Below are 18,379 nucleotides of genomic sequence, written 5' to 3'. Positions count from 1 at the left end.
GCCGACGCTACACCGGCTTGGGCAGATGGTCTTGGCGCCAGGCCGCGGGATCGCCCGACATCCAGTCCAGCAGTGCCTCGCCCTCCTCTGGGAGACGGCCGTTGCCCGCCAGGCAATCCATGACGAGCTGTGAAAGTCCAACGTGGAATGTGCCGTCTTCGGCCATGCGGGCACGGGCCAGTTGGGATGCGTCGGCTGCGGTGAGCAGGATGATGTTGGCGCCCTGCTGTGTGGGCATGAGCTCGAATCGGGATGCGGTCGCGGCGATGTCGGGGACGTAGAGGGCGAGCTGCGTCGGGGCGGCAATCTGCACGTACTCGTTTGCGGCATAGCTGCCGGTGATGACGGCCTGGTCGTCGTTGCTGAGCCTCCGCAGCAGCGATGGGACGCCGGTTCGTGCGATATAGGTCTGGCTGCGGTTGCTCTTGAGCAGGTTGTAGTGCTGCGCTCGGGCGCGCAGCAGTTCTCGCCAGTCGACGCGGGTGACAGCCTTGCTGCTCGGGTCGCGTTCGACTAGGCGGTCGTCGACGAGTGCGGTCAGAGTGCGCGAGACGTAGGCGTTGCTGAGGCCACTGGCCGCAGCGAGATCTACGAGCCGATACGGCGGTGCGTAGTCGGTGAGCACGCGTACCAGAGCGTTGCTGCCGGGACCTTTGAGCCGGACGGGTGGCTTCGCCGGCGGGTTCGGGTCCTGCTGGGCGCCATCGAGCCTGATGTGAATCGCTGGCCGCGGGATCCGGACTAGAACATTTCCGGTGAGGTCGATGTAGTTGATGTCCTGCTCGCGGAGCACTTCCCTTGAACGCGGGCTGAGCCAGGGCGCGACGACGATGATCGGTTCTCGGACGACCCGGCGCATGAGCTGGTGGTTTCCACCTAGCACACGGTCAACGTCGCGCGGGATGAAGCGCCTGAACGCCTGGACGATGAGCGTGCAGTGGTAGTTCGCCGCCTGGATGTCCCACATGGCGTCGTGTCCTGCGTCGCCGTCCTCGAAGGCCCGGCGGTTGACCTTCATGTCGTCGTCCGTGATCAGCTCGGTGAACTGGTCGAACGCGGCGGTCAGCAATTCCTGCTCAGTGGGGCCGTTCATGCGTCAAAGTTTGCCACAAATCCAGGATTTAGCAGTCATGGGCAAACGCGCGACTCCAGTTAAATCTTGTGGCAGCGCAACCGGGCGAACCGGACAACTAGCGCGGTAGGTCCTGCACCGGTCGCCGTTCAGGGTGCGACGACGTGGTCGGGAGGCGGCGGCCCGCAAGAGCGACGGCGACTCTCCTGCGTCCGCAGCAAGAACGCGCCGCCCCACACTTCGTCTTTACCAGGACCCTGGTCCATTCGGGCCGTGGCGCTCAGCGATCGACGTATCGGCATCTCGCGGAGAGGAACCTTTGTCCCGTCACCGTCGCCCATGAGTGCCCCATGACGCCAGCTGGAGCGACCTGGCCAGACCGGCCCTACCCACTGCCTGGGCCTCGGCCGTCGACGAGAGTTGCACCGTGGTTCTCGGGTGGGCAAGTGTGCGGATGTCCGGAAGTCACAGGTGGCGAGCGTCGAGAGACGTGCCCGTACCCACAGGTCGGGCAGCGTCGGTGCAACAGGTGACTCCTTCAGAAGGGCACGCTCATGACGGCCTCGGGTGTGATCCTCAAACGGTGCGGGTGCCGGGACGACCAACGGCGGCGGCTAGAACAGTCCTGCCCCCGACTGGGCGAACGTGGCCATGGCACCTGGTACTTCCACTGCTCCGCGACGAACCTGCTCGGCCGCTCCGAGCGGGTCCGCCGCGGTGGCTACCCCTCGCAGGCCGCCGCCCGCCACGCCCGCGACGGATGGCTGACCACGACCGAGGCCGACCGGACGGCTCAGGGCTGGACGGTCGAGCGGTGGCTGCGGCACTGGCTCGACAACCGCACGAAGATCCGGCCCACCACCCGCTTTCACTACACCCGCGACGTCGACACCGTCCTCATCCCCCACCTCGGCCGCTACCGCCTGGCCGACCTCGACGCCCCGCTCCTGCGCACCGTGTTCGCTCAGATAGCGGCGACGAGAAACAGCAAGGGCCGCCCCCAGTCGGCCTCGGCAATGAACCATCTGCGCACCACCCTGCGGGCCGCCCTCAACCTCGCGGTCAAGGAAGGAGTCCTGGACTGCAACCCGGCCCGGCACATCGAGATCAGCGGCTACCAGCAACCCCACGCCACGGTCTGGACCGACGCCCGCGTCGAGTCCTGGGAACAGACCGGCGCCCGGCCGGCCGTGGCGGTCTGGACCGCCGACCAGCTCGCCGAGTTCCTCAGTGCGGTGAACGACGACCCTCTGTTCGCCCTCTGGTGGCTCGCCGGGCTGCGCGGACTGCGCCGCGGTGAGCTGTGCGGGTTGCGGTGGTCAGACATCGACCTCGACCGCGGCACCCTGACCATCGAACGCAACCGCACCACCGCCGGCTACCAGGTCGTCAAGGCGCACCCAAGACCCCCGCCGGGCGGCGGTCGGTCGCCCTCGACAAACGCAGCGTGCAGATCCTGCGCGTGCACCGCCGTCATGAGCAGGACCGAAAGGCGGAGGCGGCGGAGAACGGCACGCCGTGGACCGACAGCGGATACGTGTTCACCCGCGCCGACGGCAAACCGATCAACCCGAACTACGCCACCACCCGCTTCCGAATCCTCGTCCGCCGGGCCGGGCTGCCGCCGGTGCGGCTGCACGACCTGCGCCACGGCGCCGCGTCCCTCGCCCACGAAGCCGGCGCCGACCTGAAAACCCTGCAGGACCTCCTCGGGCACTCCAGCGTCGTGGTCACCGCCGACACCTACACCAGCGTCCTGCCGCAGATCCAACGCCGCTGCGCCGACGCCACCGCCCGACTGGTCCTCAACGCCGCCCGTCGCACCCGCAAAAAGATCAAAGCCAGTGCCCGCAAGAACCGGCCCGACCGCGGCCCCAAAGCCGGCACCCCGGCGCCGACGAACCGAAAACAGGTGCTCCGGCCCCGACGAAGCGCAAGCAGGCCGCAAAGCCGCAGGTCACGTCCCGACAGACCCGCGAGAAGGTCGCTTCCGGGGCTGCACCCACATCGCACCCACGTGACACCCACCGTCCCAACAGGCCGGACAGCAGAAAGGGCCCGAACCGCGTTCCCGCAGCTCGGACCCCTGATGATCTTGTGCGCCCGAAGGGACTCGAACCCCTAACCTTCTGATCCGTAGGCCGCGTCGCAGTCACTCAGGGCCGCAGTGGCGGTCCCCGGAACGAGCACCAGACCCGTCCCTACGATCATTGCCGACGCGATGAGGTTCTTGATCCTCATCGTCACCTCCCCGTCTCGAATGCAAGTGCCGCCGGGCACCGTGGAATCACCGCCATGGGAACCCCCCGGAACAGAGGGGTCACTCGTCACCTCCGTCAGCCGAGCCTGTCGATGGCATCATGTTGCCCGTGCCCGATTCCACTATGCGGCGTCTCGCTGATATCGAGCGTGCGCTGCTCGGCGACACCCCGCTCCCAGATTGCCTACGCATGTGTCTCGCCATCGGAGCGGAAGTCCGCTCAGTGCGCCTACGTGAATGGGCTCAGCGCGAGTTGAACGGCTATCGTGCCGATGACGCCCTGCCGGCATACCGGACGGTCGGTGCGGCATTGCTCGGCGACGTTCACCGCGGCTCGGTCCGGGGCCAGCCTGAGCGGATCGCATTGCACCTGGTCCCTGACGAGGTGCGGAAGATTCTCATCGAGATGGACGGCCGCAGCGAGGTTCGCGACAGCGTCGCCGAGATCGCGGCGATCGTTGCCAGAGCAAACCAGCACAGCCGCGGGCTCATCGTCTTCGACGTGCCTGACGAATCAAGGCTGCGTGCCGCCATCGCGCAGAACGCCGGCCGTCCGGTGTACAGCCGCATCTACTGGAGCATCGCCGCCGCAGCCTACGAAGGCCTGCTCGACCGGGTGCGCACCGCGGCCGTCTCGATCGTGATGGAGGTGCGGGTGGAAGCGGGTGAAGCGCAGCAGGATGCAGGCGGTGCTGCTCCCCTGTCGGCGGCTGCCGACCAGGCTGTCGCCCTGTACGTCAGCGGCTCTAACAACCAGATCCAGGTCAACCAGGCTGGTCGCGGCAACGCCGGTGCGAGTCCCGAATCGCCGGATAGCGAGAACGTGGCCCGGTCAAGCCTGCGATGGACCCGCCGGCAGACGCTGTGGACCATAGCCGGGTTCTTCGTCGCGCTCATCAGCATCGTGGTCGCGGTCCTGCTCGGGTAGCGCACAGGCGCTATGGCTAGGTGGCTCGTCCGCGCCAGCCCGGCCACGATTGCGGCTGTCTATGGCAGTGCGCTCAAAGCGGAACACATATGTGGCCGGGTGAGGCCGGGATGCGCTCGGCCGCTTGCGGGCACAGCCCGCGCAGGGCTTCAGGCGACTGCGTCGTCTATGAGGCCGTAGGGCGGTTGGTCCGCCCGTCCGGAGTAACGAACGACAACGTCGTCTTCGACCTCGGCGGGCGGCGCATTGTCGACGATGACGATCTGGGCCCCGGCCCCGCGGCCGGTGAGCCAGGTGTGCAGATGTTTGTAGAAGTCCGCGATCGTGACGGTGTCGGCGAACTCGGCATCGCGTTCGCCTGTTTGCCCGAGGTTCTTCTGAGGGCTGTCCAGGAAGAGAAAGCCGGGGTGGGAGCCACCCGACTCCCAGGAGACCTCGAAGATCGCGAGGATCCACGCGAGGGAGATCAGGGTCCGGCCGCCGGAGGATGCCGAGGTGTATCGGAGGTCGCGCACGAAGGGGACCAGTTCGTCGTTCAGACGAGCGCCACTGAGTTTCGGATACCGCCAGTCAGCCAGGATCGCGGCGAACCGGTCACTGATGGTTCGGATGACCGCGGATCGGTCCGTCTGATCTTGCCCAGCAGTGGCGAGCTCCTCGCGAAGGGCTTTGACCGAGGTTTCCAAGCGAAGCACGTCGTTGGCTCGTCGTTCAAGGCTGCTGACCATTTGTAACCCCGCCGCAGCAAGCTGAGCCGTGGCGGTGGCGTCTTGGCGCCGCCGGGCAAGAGCGTCACGTTCGGCGAGGTACGGGCTGATCGCCCGAGTGGTGACGTGGTCAACTTCGGCTGCTGCTTGCTGTTCAGCAGTGCGAGCGGCTTCCACGCGCCGCCTGATCTGGTTAACCTCGGCGTCCAAGTCATCCACAAACCTGGTTAGTTCGGCCAGGCGTGCTTTGGTCGCGCGCAGCTCAGTGCTGACATCGAACGGGCTGAGGAAGCTGTCGACGTCCGGCAGGGTGCCGTCTTCTTCGCTCGGCCCGGCAGCCGTGCCATTGATGACCTCGTCCCGCTCCGGCGGGGCGCAGGGCACTACGTCGCCGAGAGTCAGCGCGCCAGTCGCCTCGGCGACCGGTTTATGGCACAAGCCGCACGCCCCGTCTTCGACCTTGATGGTTCGCCCGAGGGCGGACAAACATGCTGGGCACACCTTGATCTGGAGTGGGTCGAAGAGCTGATGTGCCTCAGTGAGCATGATCAGCTTGGCCACGTCGGCGGCGTACTGTGCCCGCAGCGGAACCATCCGGCGGAGTTGGGTTTCCCGGTCACGAAGGATCGCATCAGCGCGACGTGCTTCTTCTGCGGCTGCTTGGTGTCGCCGCCGCTGTGCCTCGGCGAATCCTGCGGCGGCGGCTACACGCTGGTCGATTGCGTCCTGTTCTCGGGCAAGGACGGCGAGCTCCTCGGCCGCTCGGTCACGGGCCATTTCCAGCTCCATACGACCACCGAGTCGCTGTTCCTCGACAATTTGCTGTGCCGCTTCGTACGCCACCCGTGCCCGGGCAAGCCGTGTCTCCAGGTCTTTGATGCGCTGTCCGAGGTCTACCGCTCGGTCGTCGTGGACGTCGAACATCACGTCGACGACCTGGCGCAGCTTGAGTGCCTTCATATGCTGGGTTTCGAACAGCAGGGACTTGCTGGCCACGCGCTCGTTGGGTAGAAAACACAGACTCATCAAATCTCGAAAACTAAGCGGGTCTGTGCCGGAGTTTGCCTGGGTAGGGGCCTCGCGGAGCTGGACGCCTTCCAGCCCACAATGCATCAGCAGGAGGGAGGAAAGGCTGTCCGGGCTGCCAGGCGGTTTGATCGGCCGCCGTTCGACAGGGGGGCCAGCGCCGTCATCGAGCCTGCCTGGGCGGAGGAAGACGTGGCCGGATTGATCGCCGAGGCCACGCTCGATGACATAGGGCACACCGGACAGTTCCAGCTCAACAAAGGCGTGTAGGACCTTCGCGATCACTTCCGGGTGGCGAGGGTAGTCACTCGCGCCTAGGCAGTAGTCGATGAACTCCAGGACGGTCGACTTGCCCGTGCTGATGGCCCCAGCAATGACAGACAAGGAGTTGCGATTGCCTGTCTCAGTATCGACGAAGTCGACTTGGTAGTGACGTTCGGGTCCGACGAGCCGTAGCCGGCGGATTCGGATGCCTCGTCTGCCCTGCGGCGGCAATGCGGAGTTCGCGGGTGTTGTCATGACGGCCTACCCACGCTGTCTTGAGCGAAGGCGTCCGCTTCGTTCAGCGCTTCGGGCTCCACGAACAGGTCGGCCAGGTCGATGCGATTAGGGCCCGAGGACTGGCGGGTCCACTCGCTCACCCGCTCCCGAAGCGGTCCGGGTCGGACCTTCCTCAACCTGCGCACGACAATGGTCGCCGCGGTCGTGTAGGAGCGCGCATACATGGCGGTGAACCGCATCGCCATGTCGACGCCAGCGTTCGTCAATCGGTATAGCACGTGGCCACGGACTGCGGTGGTCGCCAGATCGTAGGCGAGCAGGAGCGCCAAGTCGTGCTTGAGCCGCTCTCGCCGGGTGGCAAACCTCTGCGCCGCGCTCGCATAGGACAACGCCCGGTCGTCGAAGCCCGCCATGAGAAGTTCGAACCGGTCCGGGTCGTCATCGCTCGACGCCATTAGCAGGGGGTTCGCGGCGATGAAGTCGTATGCGCCGAGCCGTTCCAGCTCTACACCATCTGGATGGAACTCGGCGACCACGTGGAGGAGAAGCACAAGTTGAGCCAGCCGGAACACCGTGTCGTCCTCCGGCACCGCCACTGGCGACCGGTGGACGGTGTGGATTGAGTCCGACGGCGCGGTCATGTGAGGGCTCCAGCGGACTCGACGTCAGGATCCCGCTGGGCCGGCGCAGGCATCTGCGCGGGCCGCTCGTCCCGATGCTTGACAACCACGTCTTCCCAGTGAGGGACCCAGCCCGCACGGCCGTCCTCGACAATCCGGTGCATCATGCCGCACCGATGCACGGGCGTCGACCGTAGCTCCGCCGGCCAGGAGCCGCCCATGCCGCGAATCTGCCTCATCACCGACGCGTGCAGACCCGGCAGTTTGGGGCCAGTGGGGTGCAGTTCGGCCACCTCGTTGAAAGACGTCTCCCAGATGCTGTGCACGGTCGCATCTGCCTCAACGAGGGCAGTTACCTCAGCGGGCACATCCTTGTCGACGATCTCGCGCGCGATCAGCTCGGCGTTGAAGAACTCCAGCTTCGCGGAGCTGACCTGCTGGTGCCCGGCTTCCCGGAGCTGCCTGACGAACAGCGCGGTCTCTAGGGCGGTCGCCTTCTCCGGCTCGACCTGGACCACCCCGGGTCGGTCCAGTTTCGGCTTTGCCGGGTTGCGGTACGGGTCGTAGTAGTGGCGCCGGACGTTAGCAGCGTCCGGCGAGATCAGACGCTGCCGCAACTCACCCTCGTGCCACAGCTCGATCTTGACCTCGAAGTCCTTCTCCGCCTTCTTCTTCCACGTGGACCACCACTTGTCCATCGGGGCGTCCATGCTCGCGGGAACACACAAGGTCCACCTGCGCACCTTGTGGCCATGCTCCGCCGCAGCCTTCATCGCCGACGAAAAGGACTCGCGGATCTGGCCCTGGTGGGAGGCGGTCACCACAGGCATGAAGTACTTCGCCTGCCAGATCACGATCTGTCCCGCCAGGTCACCGACCACGACGTCGATACCCCAGTCGCCCGGGTTGGCCGCGATCAGGCGCGCACCTCGGTGGCATGCGGCCACCAACTCACGAATCAGCTGCTCGAAGTCGTCGCGCGCACCGGCGAGGTTACCGGCTCGGAGCTCGTGCGCGCGAAAGTTGATCGGAGGCTCGCCGGCTGCCAGAACCAGCTCATCCTCCGACACGGGACCCCCTCCTCGATGCCTTCGCCGACAGCATTTCAAAACGGACAGCGCAAAGCAATCATGGGATGACAGGACGACACGTAGCGGCTACCGCAGTCGATGTTCTTTAAGATCATGTAACCAAGGTTGATGATCTTGCGAGTGCCGTCGGGCCTGTTGCCGCTGGTGATCGACGGCGTCATGAGTCGCTCCGGCGTGGCGTATGCCGACGTGGATGCGTTGACCGGGCCTGCCTCTCACACACGCCCGGGGATCTGTCAGCTGCCCCTTCACAATCGCCGCTTCCCCATGCCCATGCCCGGCCGAAACCGCGTCCACTCCGGACAAGTCGCTCGGGACTGGCCAGGGCTGCGGCACTCCCCCGCCCCGTGGAATTTGCACCGCATTCCCTCAACGGATGATTGCGACGAAAGAGGGAGTCTCCCGCGGAGCGTCTCAACGTACTCAAATCGACCCAACGGGCATGTTGTAACGACAGGCCCCTCCTGTGCGCTGATCGGGCGGTACTCGAAGCCCTTCAGGAACGGGCGATCGGACCAGCAACACCATGCCCTTGACCGATGTCAGGTCGACCGGGCATGGCCATAGCGGCAAACTTGAACCGGAGGCGCAGGTGGCCATTGATCTGGCATTCGAGACGCAGGAGCGGGAGGTCCTGGCAGGCGTTGCCGACGGCATCGTCGCGGCAGCAGCAGGACGGGCACTGCGCGTGGCGGTTGTGTGTTCCCCGGCACACCTGACCTTCGCAGGGCAACTGACCAGAGCTCTGCACGCTCGCGGCCGCGCCTGCCGTTGCATCACACCGACGCCAAACAGCTCACCGGCGGACCACCTCGCGACGGGCATGACTCCTGTCGACCCGGCCATCGCCGTAATCGTCGGTGGACCTACATCCACAGATGACGCGGTCTACCGCGTCAGCGTGCGCCTCATCGAGGGCCGCTTTGAAACCCCGTCCTCTAGGTCCGGCGGCCCGGCGGAGGGCAGCCGCAGAACCAGCGCCGCGGCCACAGACATTGTGCTCGACTACGGCGACCCCAATGGGCCGGTCGTTCGGCGCTTCATCATCGACGAGCCGTCCTTCGTCGCGACAGACCGCACCGCCGATGACGCCACCAATGGGGACCAGGCTGTAAACCCCTCGTCGAGCAGCAATTAAAACTCTGCTTGCCTCATCGGCGGGTGCCACACGCGACAGGGGCGACAGATTGTAGCGGGGCCATTCCTGTCAGAAGGCGGTGCGAGAAGGCCAAGCCGCTGCTTGCGCCCTGCTTGGGCGGGATCGGGCTAAAGAGGCTTTCCAGCGCGCAGGAGGCGCGCCCACCAGAACACTCGGTAGCCGAGGCGTTACCTTCCGAGGCAATCCAGTGTGACACATCTATGTAATGTGGACCGTCCGCGCATCGCCTATAGAAATGAAAGGCCGAACGGCCTTCACGCCCGGGCGGTTCTTCGCCCCTCCTCCCCCCGACCCTCCGGAGGGCCGCCCGGGCTCTGACACCGATATACGCGGAGACAGCATGACGAGGTCCCGAGCGCAGCACCCACCAGCGAAGTGGCCCCTACTGAACTCCCGGACGGTGTCCACCCGACCGCCAGGAACGAACCTGGCCCACCCACCGCCCGTCACGACTTGGCACACCGCCCAGTGGCGGCCCTACGTGCTGCTCGAGGGAATCACCCTGCTCACTGGAGCCCTCGCACTGCTGGTCGTCGCCCTCAGCATGTGAGAGACCCGACCCAGGCCGCAAACCCGCCCAGCCACTCAACCCTCCGATGCCGTACTGGGGCAACCACGATGAATGACGTACCCCGCCCGGTCCGCCAGGCACCAGCAAAGACGCCACAACAGCAGCAAACTGTGGCGTGCCGGCACTGTGGGCAACCCCTGTTCCAGGAGTCGCTGTGGGGATGGATGCACGAAGGTGACCGCTACCTGTGCCAGGACCCCACTACGGGTACGCCCCTCTGCCTACCCGCTACACCCGCCTGACCCTCCGACAGCCCGCCAGACCAACCCGTACCGCGACGGCAGGATCCTGCATACGGCTAGCTTGGGCTACGGAAGGGCATGACGCGCACCTAGTGATGCCCAAGCCCGTCCAACGAACCCAAGTAAAAACACGGAAACTTCCGCAGCCCCGGGATTTGGCCGGGCAGGTGCGGCGGGGCGGGACTGGGGCACGGCGGTCGGTAGCCGGTCGGGCGAGCCAGGCAAACTGAACGGCTATGTCGCCGTTCTCGCCCACCCTGCGGTTGCACGACCGTTACGTCCTGCGCGAGCGCATCGGCCTCGGCGGGATGTCCGAGGTGTGGCGCGCCGACGACGAGGTGCTGCACCGCCCCGTCGCGGTCAAGGCCCTCACCCGCGAGTTCGCCACCGACCCGCAGCTGCGGGCCACCATCCAGCGCGAGGCCCGCGCCGCCGCGCGGCTCACCCACCCGCACGTCACCCAGGTGTACGACTACGGCGAGGCGGCCCTGGACGGCGGCATCGTCGTGCCGTACCTGGTGATGGAGCTGGTCGAGGGGCGCAGCCTCGCCGACCGGCTCGCCGCCGGGCCGCTGCCCTGGCCGGAGGCGGTCCGGATGGCCGGGCAGGCCGCCGCGGCGCTCGCCGCCGCCCACCGCATCGGCGTGGTGCACCGCGACGTCAAGCCCGGCAACGTCATGCTCACCGAGACCGGCGCCAAGGTGCTCGACTTCGGCATCGCCGCGCTCGCCGGGCCCCATCACCCGCGGGCGGGGCAGACCGGCGAGCTGCTGATGGGCACGCCCGCGTACTTCGCCCCGGAGCGGATGCGGCCCGGGCCGCCGAACCCGGCCAGCGACGTCTACGCCCTCGGTGCGCTGCTCTACCGCACCCTCACCGGCCGGGCCCCGCTGCCCGTGCAGACCTGGGAGGACGCGCTGCAGGTGCACGCCGGGCACCCGCCGGTGCCGCCCCCGCGGATCCCCGGGCTGCCGCCCGACATCGCCGAGCTGACCCTGGCCTGCCTCGCCACCGACCCGGCCCGCCGCCCCACCGCAGCGCAGCTAGCCAGCCGGCTCGACGTCGGCCGGCCGACCAACCCGCCCACCGCCATCCTGCCCACCCTGCCGACCGGACGCGCGACCGCCCGGGTGACGGCACCCGCTCACCCGCCGACTCTCATCGACCGTTCCCCGGTAGCGCGGCTGGTGCGCCCCGCGTCGCCGGGCCGTTCGCCGACTCAGTCGAAGCGGCTATATACGGTGCTCGTCGCGGCCGGCATCGCCCTCGTCGTTGGGCTGGCCGGGATGCTCTCCCTCGGCGACGAACCCGACAGTCGGCCCGTCGAAGGGCCGGTCGTCGTCACACCCGTCGAGCAGCCCGTGCCGAGCACGTCGCCGGATTCGGATAGCGCCGGACCAACGACCGGCAAGCTCACCCCGATCAGCCTGCGACAGTTGGCCGCGCAGCTGGCGGCGGTGATCGATAACGCGGAAAGCCGCAACGAGATCGACCGAGAGACGGCCGACGAGCTGCGCGACAAGCTCGCCGGCCTCCACCGAGGCAAGCCCAAGGACCGGACCAAACGAATCCGCGAACTCAGCGAGCGTATTGCCGAGGCGGCCGACCGGGGCCGGATCAGCGCCGACACCGTCACCCGCCTGCAGGACCTACTCGCTGAATACTCGCAGGAGCGCGGCAAGGAAGACGACGACTAACAATGCAGGCGCGGGCTGATGGGGCCGGTCGTCCGAGGTAGGCGAGGCCGCTGTCCAAGGACAGGTACCGACACCTCGACAACTCCTAGCGACGACCTAGCGCGGCGCCGCCCAGTCCTGAGTTCGACCTGGCCCGTCGGAGACTCGCTGGCGCCCAGCTCACCCGGGACGGTAAATACCAGGCCCGGCTGGCCGGCGACTGGGTGGTCGTCTCTACCGCCGACGGTGCCGAGTTCGACCGGTTCGCCACCGGTGCCGGAGGCGCCCGGATCAGCATGGACTTTTCTCCTGACGCGCGATACCTCGCGGTCGGACTACCGGACTCCGTGGTCCTGTACGACTTCACCACGAAGGACCCCACGGCGCTGTTCCTGCCCGAGGAGGTGAGGCGGCCGGAGGGCGAACCCCAGCCGGCGCGGGCAAGTGGCAAGCAGCCCAGGCTGAACCGGCGACAGGAGGCCACCTGGTGGCGTTGCACGCTGCTGGGGAGCGCGCCGGCGACAACCTGGCGGAGGAGTTGTTTGGGTGGTTCGGGCGACGGTGTACGGGCGGTCCAGCGGGCGGCGGCCGCGCGATGTGGGAGGCTCACACTGGGCGGCACGCCCATAGGGTGAATCATGACGTGGTGGAGTCGACCTGGGTGCAGCTACTGGTGGGGCTGCTTGCGGTCGTTGCGGTTTTCGTCGCGGCGGTGCTGGGTGCGGCGCTGTTGGTCTGGGAACCGATGGCCGGCCGCGATCCGGTGAAAGCGCACGGTCGGTGGCGCTCAGTGGCACGTGGCCTGCGCGAAGGTACGCGACGGCTGGCAGCCCTCGTAGGGACCGGGATACGTCGGTTCCGCGTGCCATCGGCGGTGACCACGCGGCTGACCGATACGGTGCGGCATCCGGCTCGGCTGGTGGTGCTGGGCTTCGCGGTGGCGGTGCTGGCCGGTTCCGCCCTGTTGTCGCTGCCGTTCGCCACCGAGAGTGGCCGCAGCGCACCGCTGATAACGGCGGTGTTCACCGCAACGTCGGCGGTGTGCGTGACCGGGCTGGTCATCGAGGACACCGGCACCTTCTGGTCCGGGTTCGGCGAGGCAGTGATTTTGGGCCTGATCCAGATCGGCGGATTCGGGATCATGACGCTGGCGTCGCTACTCGGCCTTCTGGTGGCGCGCCGGCTGCGGATGCGCCTGCAGCTGGGTACCCAGGCGGAAACGAAGGCGATCGGAGTCGGTGAGGTCCGCCGGGTCGTGCTAGGTGTCATGCGGATCAGTCTCATCGTCGAGACGGTCGTGGCGGCCGTGCTGGCCTGGCGGTTCGCCGACGGCTACGGCCACGGCACGGGCCGAGCACTGTACCTGGGGGTGTTCCACGCGATCTCGGCGTTCAACAACGCCGGCTTCGGCCTATACGCCGACAGCCTCATGCAGTTCGTCGACGACCCGCTGATCTGCCTGCCCATCGCCGCCGCGGTGATCATCGGCGGGCTCGGCTTCCCGGTGCTGTTCGAGCTGCGCCGCGAGTTCCGCACGCCGCGCCGCTGGTCGATCCACACCAAGATCACGGTGGGGATGACGGTCGTGCTGCTCGGCGGTGGCTGGTTGGCGATCAGCGTCGCGGAGTGGTCGAACCCCGGCACACTGGGCGGCCTCGGGATCGGCGGCAAGCTGCTCGCCGGATTCGTCACCGCGGTCATGCCGCGCACCGCCGGGTTCAACAGCCTCAACGTGGGCGAGTTCAACGACGTCACGCTGCTCATCCACGACGCGCTGATGTTCATCGGCGCCGGCAGCGCCAGCACCGCTGGCGGCATCAAGGTCACCACGTTCGCGCTGCTCGGCTTCGTCATCCTCGCCGAGATCCGCGGCGAGCCGAGCGTGCACGCCCTCGGCCGTCGGCTACCCGCCGGCGTGCAGCGTCAGGCGCTGACCATCGCGCTGCTCAGCGTCGCCGCCGTCGCCGCGTCGACCGCCGCCCTGCTGGCGCTGACCCCGTTTCGACTCGACGAGGTGCTGTTCGAGGTCACCTCGGCGTTCGCTACCGTCGGGATGTCCACCGGCATCACCGCGCAGGTTGGCACCGCGGGGCATGTCATCCTGATCATGCTGATGTTCGTCGGCCGGTTGGGTCCGATCACCGCCGCGACCGCGCTGGCGCTGCGCGAACGCACCCGCCGCTACGAATTACCTGAGGAGCGACCAATCGTTGGCTAGGAAGTCCGCGAGCAGCAACCGCATCGCCGTACTCGGCCTGGGCCGCTTCGGCGGTTCCCTGGCGCTCGAGCTCATCCGCCAGGACTGGGAGGTCGTCGGCATCGACGCCGCCCCCACTGTGGTGCAAACCTACGCCGACCAGCTCACCCACGCTGCCGTCACCAACACCACCGACGAGGTCGCCCTGCGACAGCTCGGCGTGCACGAGATGACCCACGCCGTCGTCGGCATCGGCACCGACCTCGAAGCAAGCATCCTCACCACCGCCCTGCTGGCCGACTTCGGTATATCGAACATCTGGGCGAAGGCCGTCAGCCGGCAGCACGCCCGCATCCTCGAGCGCGTCGGCGCCCATCACGTCGTACTTCCCGAGCACGAGATGGGCGAACGCGTCGCCCATCTCGTCACCGGCAAGATCCTCAACTTCATCGAGTTCGAAGACGACTACGCCATCGCCAAGACTCGCGCCCCCGAGGAGGCCTTCGACAAGACCCTCGCCGACGCAGGGCTTCGCTCCAAGCACGGCGTCACGGTGGTGTCGATCAAGCGACCAGGTGAGGACTTCACCTACACCACCGCCGGCACAGTCGTCTATGCCGGCGACATCCTTGTTGTCGCCGGCAAAACCCGCAACGTCGAGGCGTTCGCCAACCTAAGCTGACACGGTCAAATCTCGATCTTCGTCACCAGGGGTGCAGGAACGACCGGAAGGCCCATCCTCACCTCGGCGCGGAAGGCCCATCCTCACCTCGGCGTGGGGGCCGACGGCGCAGCCTCCTCAGGTGTTCAGGTGCGGCGGTTGAACCACACTTTGGGTGCCGGCAGCCACGACTGCGTCAACGTCAGCTTGGCGCAGCTACTTGAACAACGTCATCGGGTGGACTCCGAAGTCCTTCGCGACCTGCTCGCCCGTCACGCCCGGATCACGGTCACGGGCCACCCGCACGACATCATCCCGGAACTTGCGAGGGTAGGGCTTGGGCGCAACGACATCCTTTCAGCCGCCACCAGGGCAAGCCGCCCCAAATGCCACCTATCACTGCAGACCCAAATACGGGCTAGGCGTCGCGACGTGCTAGTAAGCGAGTGAGCCGACGACCTGGCTGTTGTGACCATGAGATTTGACGTGTGGCGGCTCGAGACGAGGTGAGACCTCCGGCAAGGCGTGAGGTGCTGACGCCCACACCGCCAGACATCGCCACACGGGGTCGTGGTCGCTCGCTAGGCCATATTCCGGCCTTGTCGGGTGACCGGCACAGGACAGCCGGCGAACGCGGTCAGCTTCGCGACCGTCTCGTCGTCGCAGTCGAACTGCCCGTCATCGTCCACTGCGGCCCCCCGGGAGTTCCTGCTTTCCATCCTCCAGGCCACCTGCTCTTTACCTCCTTCTCGCGAGGGAAAGGAACGGCAGCTCGGGGGCAGCTGCAGGTCTAAGCTGGCCGTTGGGCCCTGCGGTGAGCGAGGTAGCGGAGCAGCATGCGGATGTGGTGTTTCTCCTCCGCCACTACCTCAGGGTCGGATAGCCGCGCGAGGATCATGTGAATGTCGGCCTCGACGCCGTCAGTGGCGGCTACCCCTGGCGGTGTGGCCTCCGATGATGGCACTCCGAGCGCTCGCATCGCCTCAGCCACGGGCGCGTCGACCGCCCGACAGAAGCGGCGCACCCTCTCCAGTTGGGGATAGTCGGTCCAATCCCCGTTGAGCCACCGAAAGATCGTTGACCGGCCCACGCCGGCGCACGCTGCGGTCTGGTTGAGCGTCCAACCGCGTTGACGGCGCGAGGCATCCACAGCGTGACGGACGAACTGGGCGAACGCCAGCTGGTGCGGTCCGGGCCCTTCGCCGTGCTGCGCCTGTTGTGTCAGAACGGGGGGCGACGGACGGCAGCCGGAGTGGGCGAGAGAGTCCTTAGCGGTGGCCTCGGTGGTACAGGCAATCAGCATCGGCGCTCTGCGATGTTCACCCGCCCAATTTCGTGGTGCTACCTCCGGCGCTCTTCCTGCTTCGGCAGGCGACAGGCCTTCCATACCAGGGAAGCGCTCACCCTCCTCGATTCCGTTACAACGATGCACGTGACGCAACGAACGGCCGTCTTCTCGATGCGGACGGCGGAGCGGCGCGGGGTGCGGGCTGCCTCTGCCGAGTCGTCGACGGGCTGACAGGGGCTGCCCGGACGCAAATGGTCGACAGCGCAGCGTCGGCGATGCTCATCCTAATACGCCCGGGGGCGGCTCCATCGGGCCGGAGCACCCCACATGACAGGCAGCGCGACGCGCCCAACTTCGATCGGCGACAAACTGTGAGCGACGGATCGCGTTCGGTAGAGTACGGACGTTGATCGTCGGCGATGGCCTGGAGTTGGGGGTGCCGGGATGAGTCGACGGGGCGGGCGGTGGACGCAGGTCACGCTGCGCCTCGGGCTCCTGCTCGGCGGGGTTGTCGCGGCGTGGGGCGTCCACGAAGCCGCCACCACTGCGGTCGCCTACGCCGCCGACCGCCCGTCGACCGTGCCGGTGGACGCCGCGGTCGACATGCTCACCGGCGTCCTTCGCCCGATCCTCACGACGACACCACTGCCGGCACCGGAAGTGCCCACCGACGAGCCGGCCCGCCGCACCACGCCGGGCGGAGCCGGCCTTCACCCCGCACCGGGCCGTCCCCCAGCCCGGCCAGCGAACCAAGATCACCCCACCGCCGACCCACCCGTCCAGGTCGACACGCCGAAGTTCCCCGTCGACGGCGCCCGCCGCCCGGGCGCCCGGCCGCGCAGCGAGAAGTCGCTGACACCGGTAAGTGACGTTCTCCGTCCGGTCACAGAGCCGGTCCGCACCGCGGTAATCAACCCGGTGAGCAAGGAGCTACGACCGATCACCAGCCCGGTGCGGGTCGGCCTGCTCGCCCCCGTAGCCGACGTCCTTAGCCCGGTGGCCCAGCCGCTCGCCCCGATCTTCTCCCCCGTCTGGCGAGAACTGGAACCGGTGCTCGAGCCGCTAGACCCCGTGCTCGAAACCCTTGACCCGGTGACGGACCTCTTGGACCCGCCCACCGGCCCGCCGGCCACACCACTGCCCACGCCGACGCTACCCGCGCCGCCGAGCGGCACAGTTGGCGGCGGCATGAACGGCGCCGGCCCGCGCTGCTGCACCGGGTCCGGTACCGAAGCAGTCAGCGAAGCTGCCCGGCCCGTTTCGGGTTACGCCCCGACGGACTGGCATTCGGCGAAGCTGTCGTCCCCGCAGCGCCTCGCCCGATCAGACAGGCCGCACCTGCCTCCGCCCAACGCCGATTCCACGCCAGCCACGCCCGCCCCCAGCAGCAGCGGATGCGGCTCGCCCAGCACCGTTCACGGGGACCCGGCCGACGCCCTGACATCGGTATGGACGCCCAGCCTGGTCGAGCACCGCTGCCACCGGACCGGCAGCGACGCAATCTTGTCCCACTCGCCCCGCCCGGGCATCCGACCCGCCTGACCAGCGGGCCGATCCGTGCCGTCCGCGCGGCACCGGCGGCCTCCGCATACCTGTATGCCTGACGGCCCGCGCCGGCCCGCGGCGGTCCCGCGACGACGCCGGCAACCTCCCTGACGTACCCGATCACCTGGTGACCAGGAGCTACACATGAACGTGAGCATGCCCATCGTCCGCGCCCGGTGGTGCGACATCGACCGGATCGCCGATCTCGTCACCGAGACCCTGTCCCCCACCGCCCTCGGAGCCTGGCTCGTCCCCGACGAGCAACGCCGGCCGACCATCCTCGCCGCAGTGGCCCGGATCTGGACCGAACACGCACTACTCTTCGGCGACGCCTTCCTGCTCGCAGACGGCACGGCCGCCACCATCTGGTTCCACCGCTACCGACCCATCCCGCCCCCCGCCCGGTATACGGACCGGCTCGCCGACGCCTGCGGCGAGCACCAGGACAGGTTCCTCCAGTTCGACCAGGCACTCGCCGCGCGCCGTCCCACTGGAGCGCACAACCACCTGGCGCTGCTCGCCGCGCCCGATCCGACGGACTCGAACCGCGCCGCAGCGGTCCTGGCTGGGGCGCAGCGCCGGATGGACACGCTCAGCCTGCCCACCTACGCCGAGGTCTTCACCGACACCGACCGCGACCTGTTCCAACGACACGGCTACACCCACCGGGACACCTTCCCCGTCGGCGACCACACCACCACACACACGATGTGGCGGTTATCGCCGTTCTGGACCGACCGGTCCAGCCGCAACACCCGCTCACCCCTGCAGCGTCCGCTCGTCCCACCCCGCAACAACCCACCAACCCGGTGGGCGCTGCGCTGATCCACCCAAC

15 protein-coding genes are annotated in these 18,379 nt (G+C 67.7%); 9 read left to right on the top strand and 6 right to left on the bottom strand.

Annotated elements, in window-relative coordinates; genetic code table 11:
- Nucleotides 1–7: 7 nt before the first annotated feature.
- Entirely contained in the window at nucleotides 8–1,093 is a 1,086-nt protein-coding gene (locus DER29_RS13255; protein WP_121397624.1) for a helix-turn-helix domain-containing protein, read from the bottom strand.
- Nucleotides 1,094–2,375: 1,282 nt separating this feature from the next.
- Between DER29_RS13255 and DER29_RS35235 the strand changes: the two genes are divergently transcribed.
- Nucleotides 2,376–3,197: a tyrosine-type recombinase/integrase gene (locus DER29_RS35235; protein WP_370040068.1), complete on the top strand. Its 822-nt coding sequence runs from the start codon at nucleotides 2,376–2,378 to the stop codon at nucleotides 3,195–3,197.
- 244 nt (nucleotides 3,198–3,441) lie between these two features.
- The gene (locus DER29_RS13245; protein WP_148710035.1) at nucleotides 3,442–4,260 is read left to right on the top strand and encodes a hypothetical protein; all 819 of its coding nucleotides are present in this window, start codon (nucleotides 3,442–3,444) and stop codon (nucleotides 4,258–4,260) included.
- Between the two features lie 149 nt (nucleotides 4,261–4,409).
- Here the strand turns inward: DER29_RS13245 and DER29_RS13240 are convergent, their stop codons facing one another.
- Genes DER29_RS13240 through DER29_RS34135 form a run of 4 tightly spaced genes read right to left on the bottom strand, consistent with a single transcriptional unit; the run spans nucleotide 4,410 to nucleotide 8,366 of the window.
- The gene (locus tag DER29_RS13240) at nucleotides 4,410–6,512 is read right to left on the bottom strand and encodes a DNA recombination protein RecN (RefSeq protein ID WP_121397622.1); all 2,103 of its coding nucleotides are present in this window, start codon (nucleotides 6,510–6,512) and stop codon (nucleotides 4,410–4,412) included.
- A complete protein-coding gene (locus DER29_RS13235; RefSeq protein ID WP_233599753.1) occupies nucleotides 6,509–7,135 on the bottom strand; it encodes a hypothetical protein in 627 nt (208 codons plus the stop codon). The genes DER29_RS13240 and DER29_RS13235 overlap by 4 nt, the downstream gene beginning before the upstream one ends.
- Nucleotides 7,132–8,184, bottom strand: coding sequence for a hypothetical protein (locus DER29_RS13230; protein ID WP_199729251.1), 1,053 nt, complete (start codon nucleotides 8,182–8,184; stop codon nucleotides 7,132–7,134). The genes DER29_RS13235 and DER29_RS13230 overlap by 4 nt, the downstream gene beginning before the upstream one ends.
- Nucleotides 8,185–8,219: 35 nt before the next feature.
- A complete protein-coding gene (locus DER29_RS34135; protein WP_158619009.1) occupies nucleotides 8,220–8,366 on the bottom strand; it encodes a hypothetical protein in 147 nt (48 codons plus the stop codon).
- Between the two features lie 365 nt (nucleotides 8,367–8,731).
- On the opposite strand from DER29_RS34135, the gene DER29_RS33885 reads away from it, so the two are divergent.
- The 5 genes from DER29_RS33885 to DER29_RS13205 all read left to right on the top strand — a co-directional run bounded on the left by DER29_RS33885 (nucleotide 8,732) and on the right by DER29_RS13205 (nucleotide 14,732).
- Nucleotides 8,732–9,343, top strand: a complete 612-nt coding sequence (locus DER29_RS33885) for a hypothetical protein (RefSeq protein WP_148710034.1) — start codon at nucleotides 8,732–8,734, stop codon at nucleotides 9,341–9,343.
- 361 nt (nucleotides 9,344–9,704) lie between these two features.
- On the top strand, nucleotides 9,705–9,914 hold the full coding sequence (locus DER29_RS33880) for a hypothetical protein (RefSeq protein ID WP_148710033.1): 210 nt from the start codon (nucleotides 9,705–9,707) through the stop codon (nucleotides 9,912–9,914).
- 499 nt (nucleotides 9,915–10,413) lie between these two features.
- Nucleotides 10,414–11,874 (top strand): serine/threonine-protein kinase, encoded by a 1,461-nt coding sequence (locus tag DER29_RS13220; protein WP_121397620.1) that lies wholly within the window; start codon nucleotides 10,414–10,416, stop codon nucleotides 11,872–11,874.
- 625 nt (nucleotides 11,875–12,499) lie between these two features.
- Nucleotides 12,500–14,071, top strand: coding sequence for a TrkH family potassium uptake protein (locus DER29_RS13210; RefSeq protein WP_233599752.1), 1,572 nt, complete (start codon nucleotides 12,500–12,502; stop codon nucleotides 14,069–14,071).
- Complete coding sequence (locus tag DER29_RS13205; RefSeq protein ID WP_199729249.1) at nucleotides 14,064–14,732, top strand: TrkA family potassium uptake protein; 669 nt, start codon at nucleotides 14,064–14,066, stop codon at nucleotides 14,730–14,732. The genes DER29_RS13210 and DER29_RS13205 overlap by 8 nt, the downstream gene beginning before the upstream one ends.
- Before the next feature lie 769 nt (nucleotides 14,733–15,501).
- Here the strand turns inward: DER29_RS13205 and DER29_RS13200 are convergent.
- Nucleotides 15,502–15,891: a helix-turn-helix transcriptional regulator gene (locus DER29_RS13200; protein WP_233600054.1), complete on the bottom strand. Its 390-nt coding sequence runs from the start codon at nucleotides 15,889–15,891 to the stop codon at nucleotides 15,502–15,504.
- A 552-nt stretch (nucleotides 15,892–16,443) separates the two neighbouring features.
- Between DER29_RS13200 and DER29_RS33875 the strand changes: the two genes are divergently transcribed.
- Both DER29_RS33875 and DER29_RS13195 read left to right on the top strand, forming a co-directional pair.
- A complete protein-coding gene (locus DER29_RS33875) occupies nucleotides 16,444–17,541 on the top strand; it encodes a hypothetical protein (RefSeq protein WP_148710032.1) in 1,098 nt (365 codons plus the stop codon).
- 147 nt (nucleotides 17,542–17,688) lie between these two features.
- Nucleotides 17,689–18,369 carry a hypothetical protein gene (locus tag DER29_RS13195; RefSeq protein ID WP_121397617.1) on the top strand — a complete coding sequence of 227 codons (681 nt, stop codon included), beginning with the start codon at nucleotides 17,689–17,691 and terminating at the stop codon, nucleotides 18,367–18,369.
- The last annotated feature ends 10 nt before the right edge of the window (nucleotides 18,370–18,379 follow it).

Source organism: Micromonospora sp. M71_S20 (assembly GCF_003664255.1).
Classification (GTDB): Bacteria; Actinomycetota; Actinomycetes; order Mycobacteriales; family Micromonosporaceae; genus Micromonospora.
Note: the sequence above shows the minus strand (reverse complement) of the source record. Positions and strands in the feature narration are given on the sequence as shown.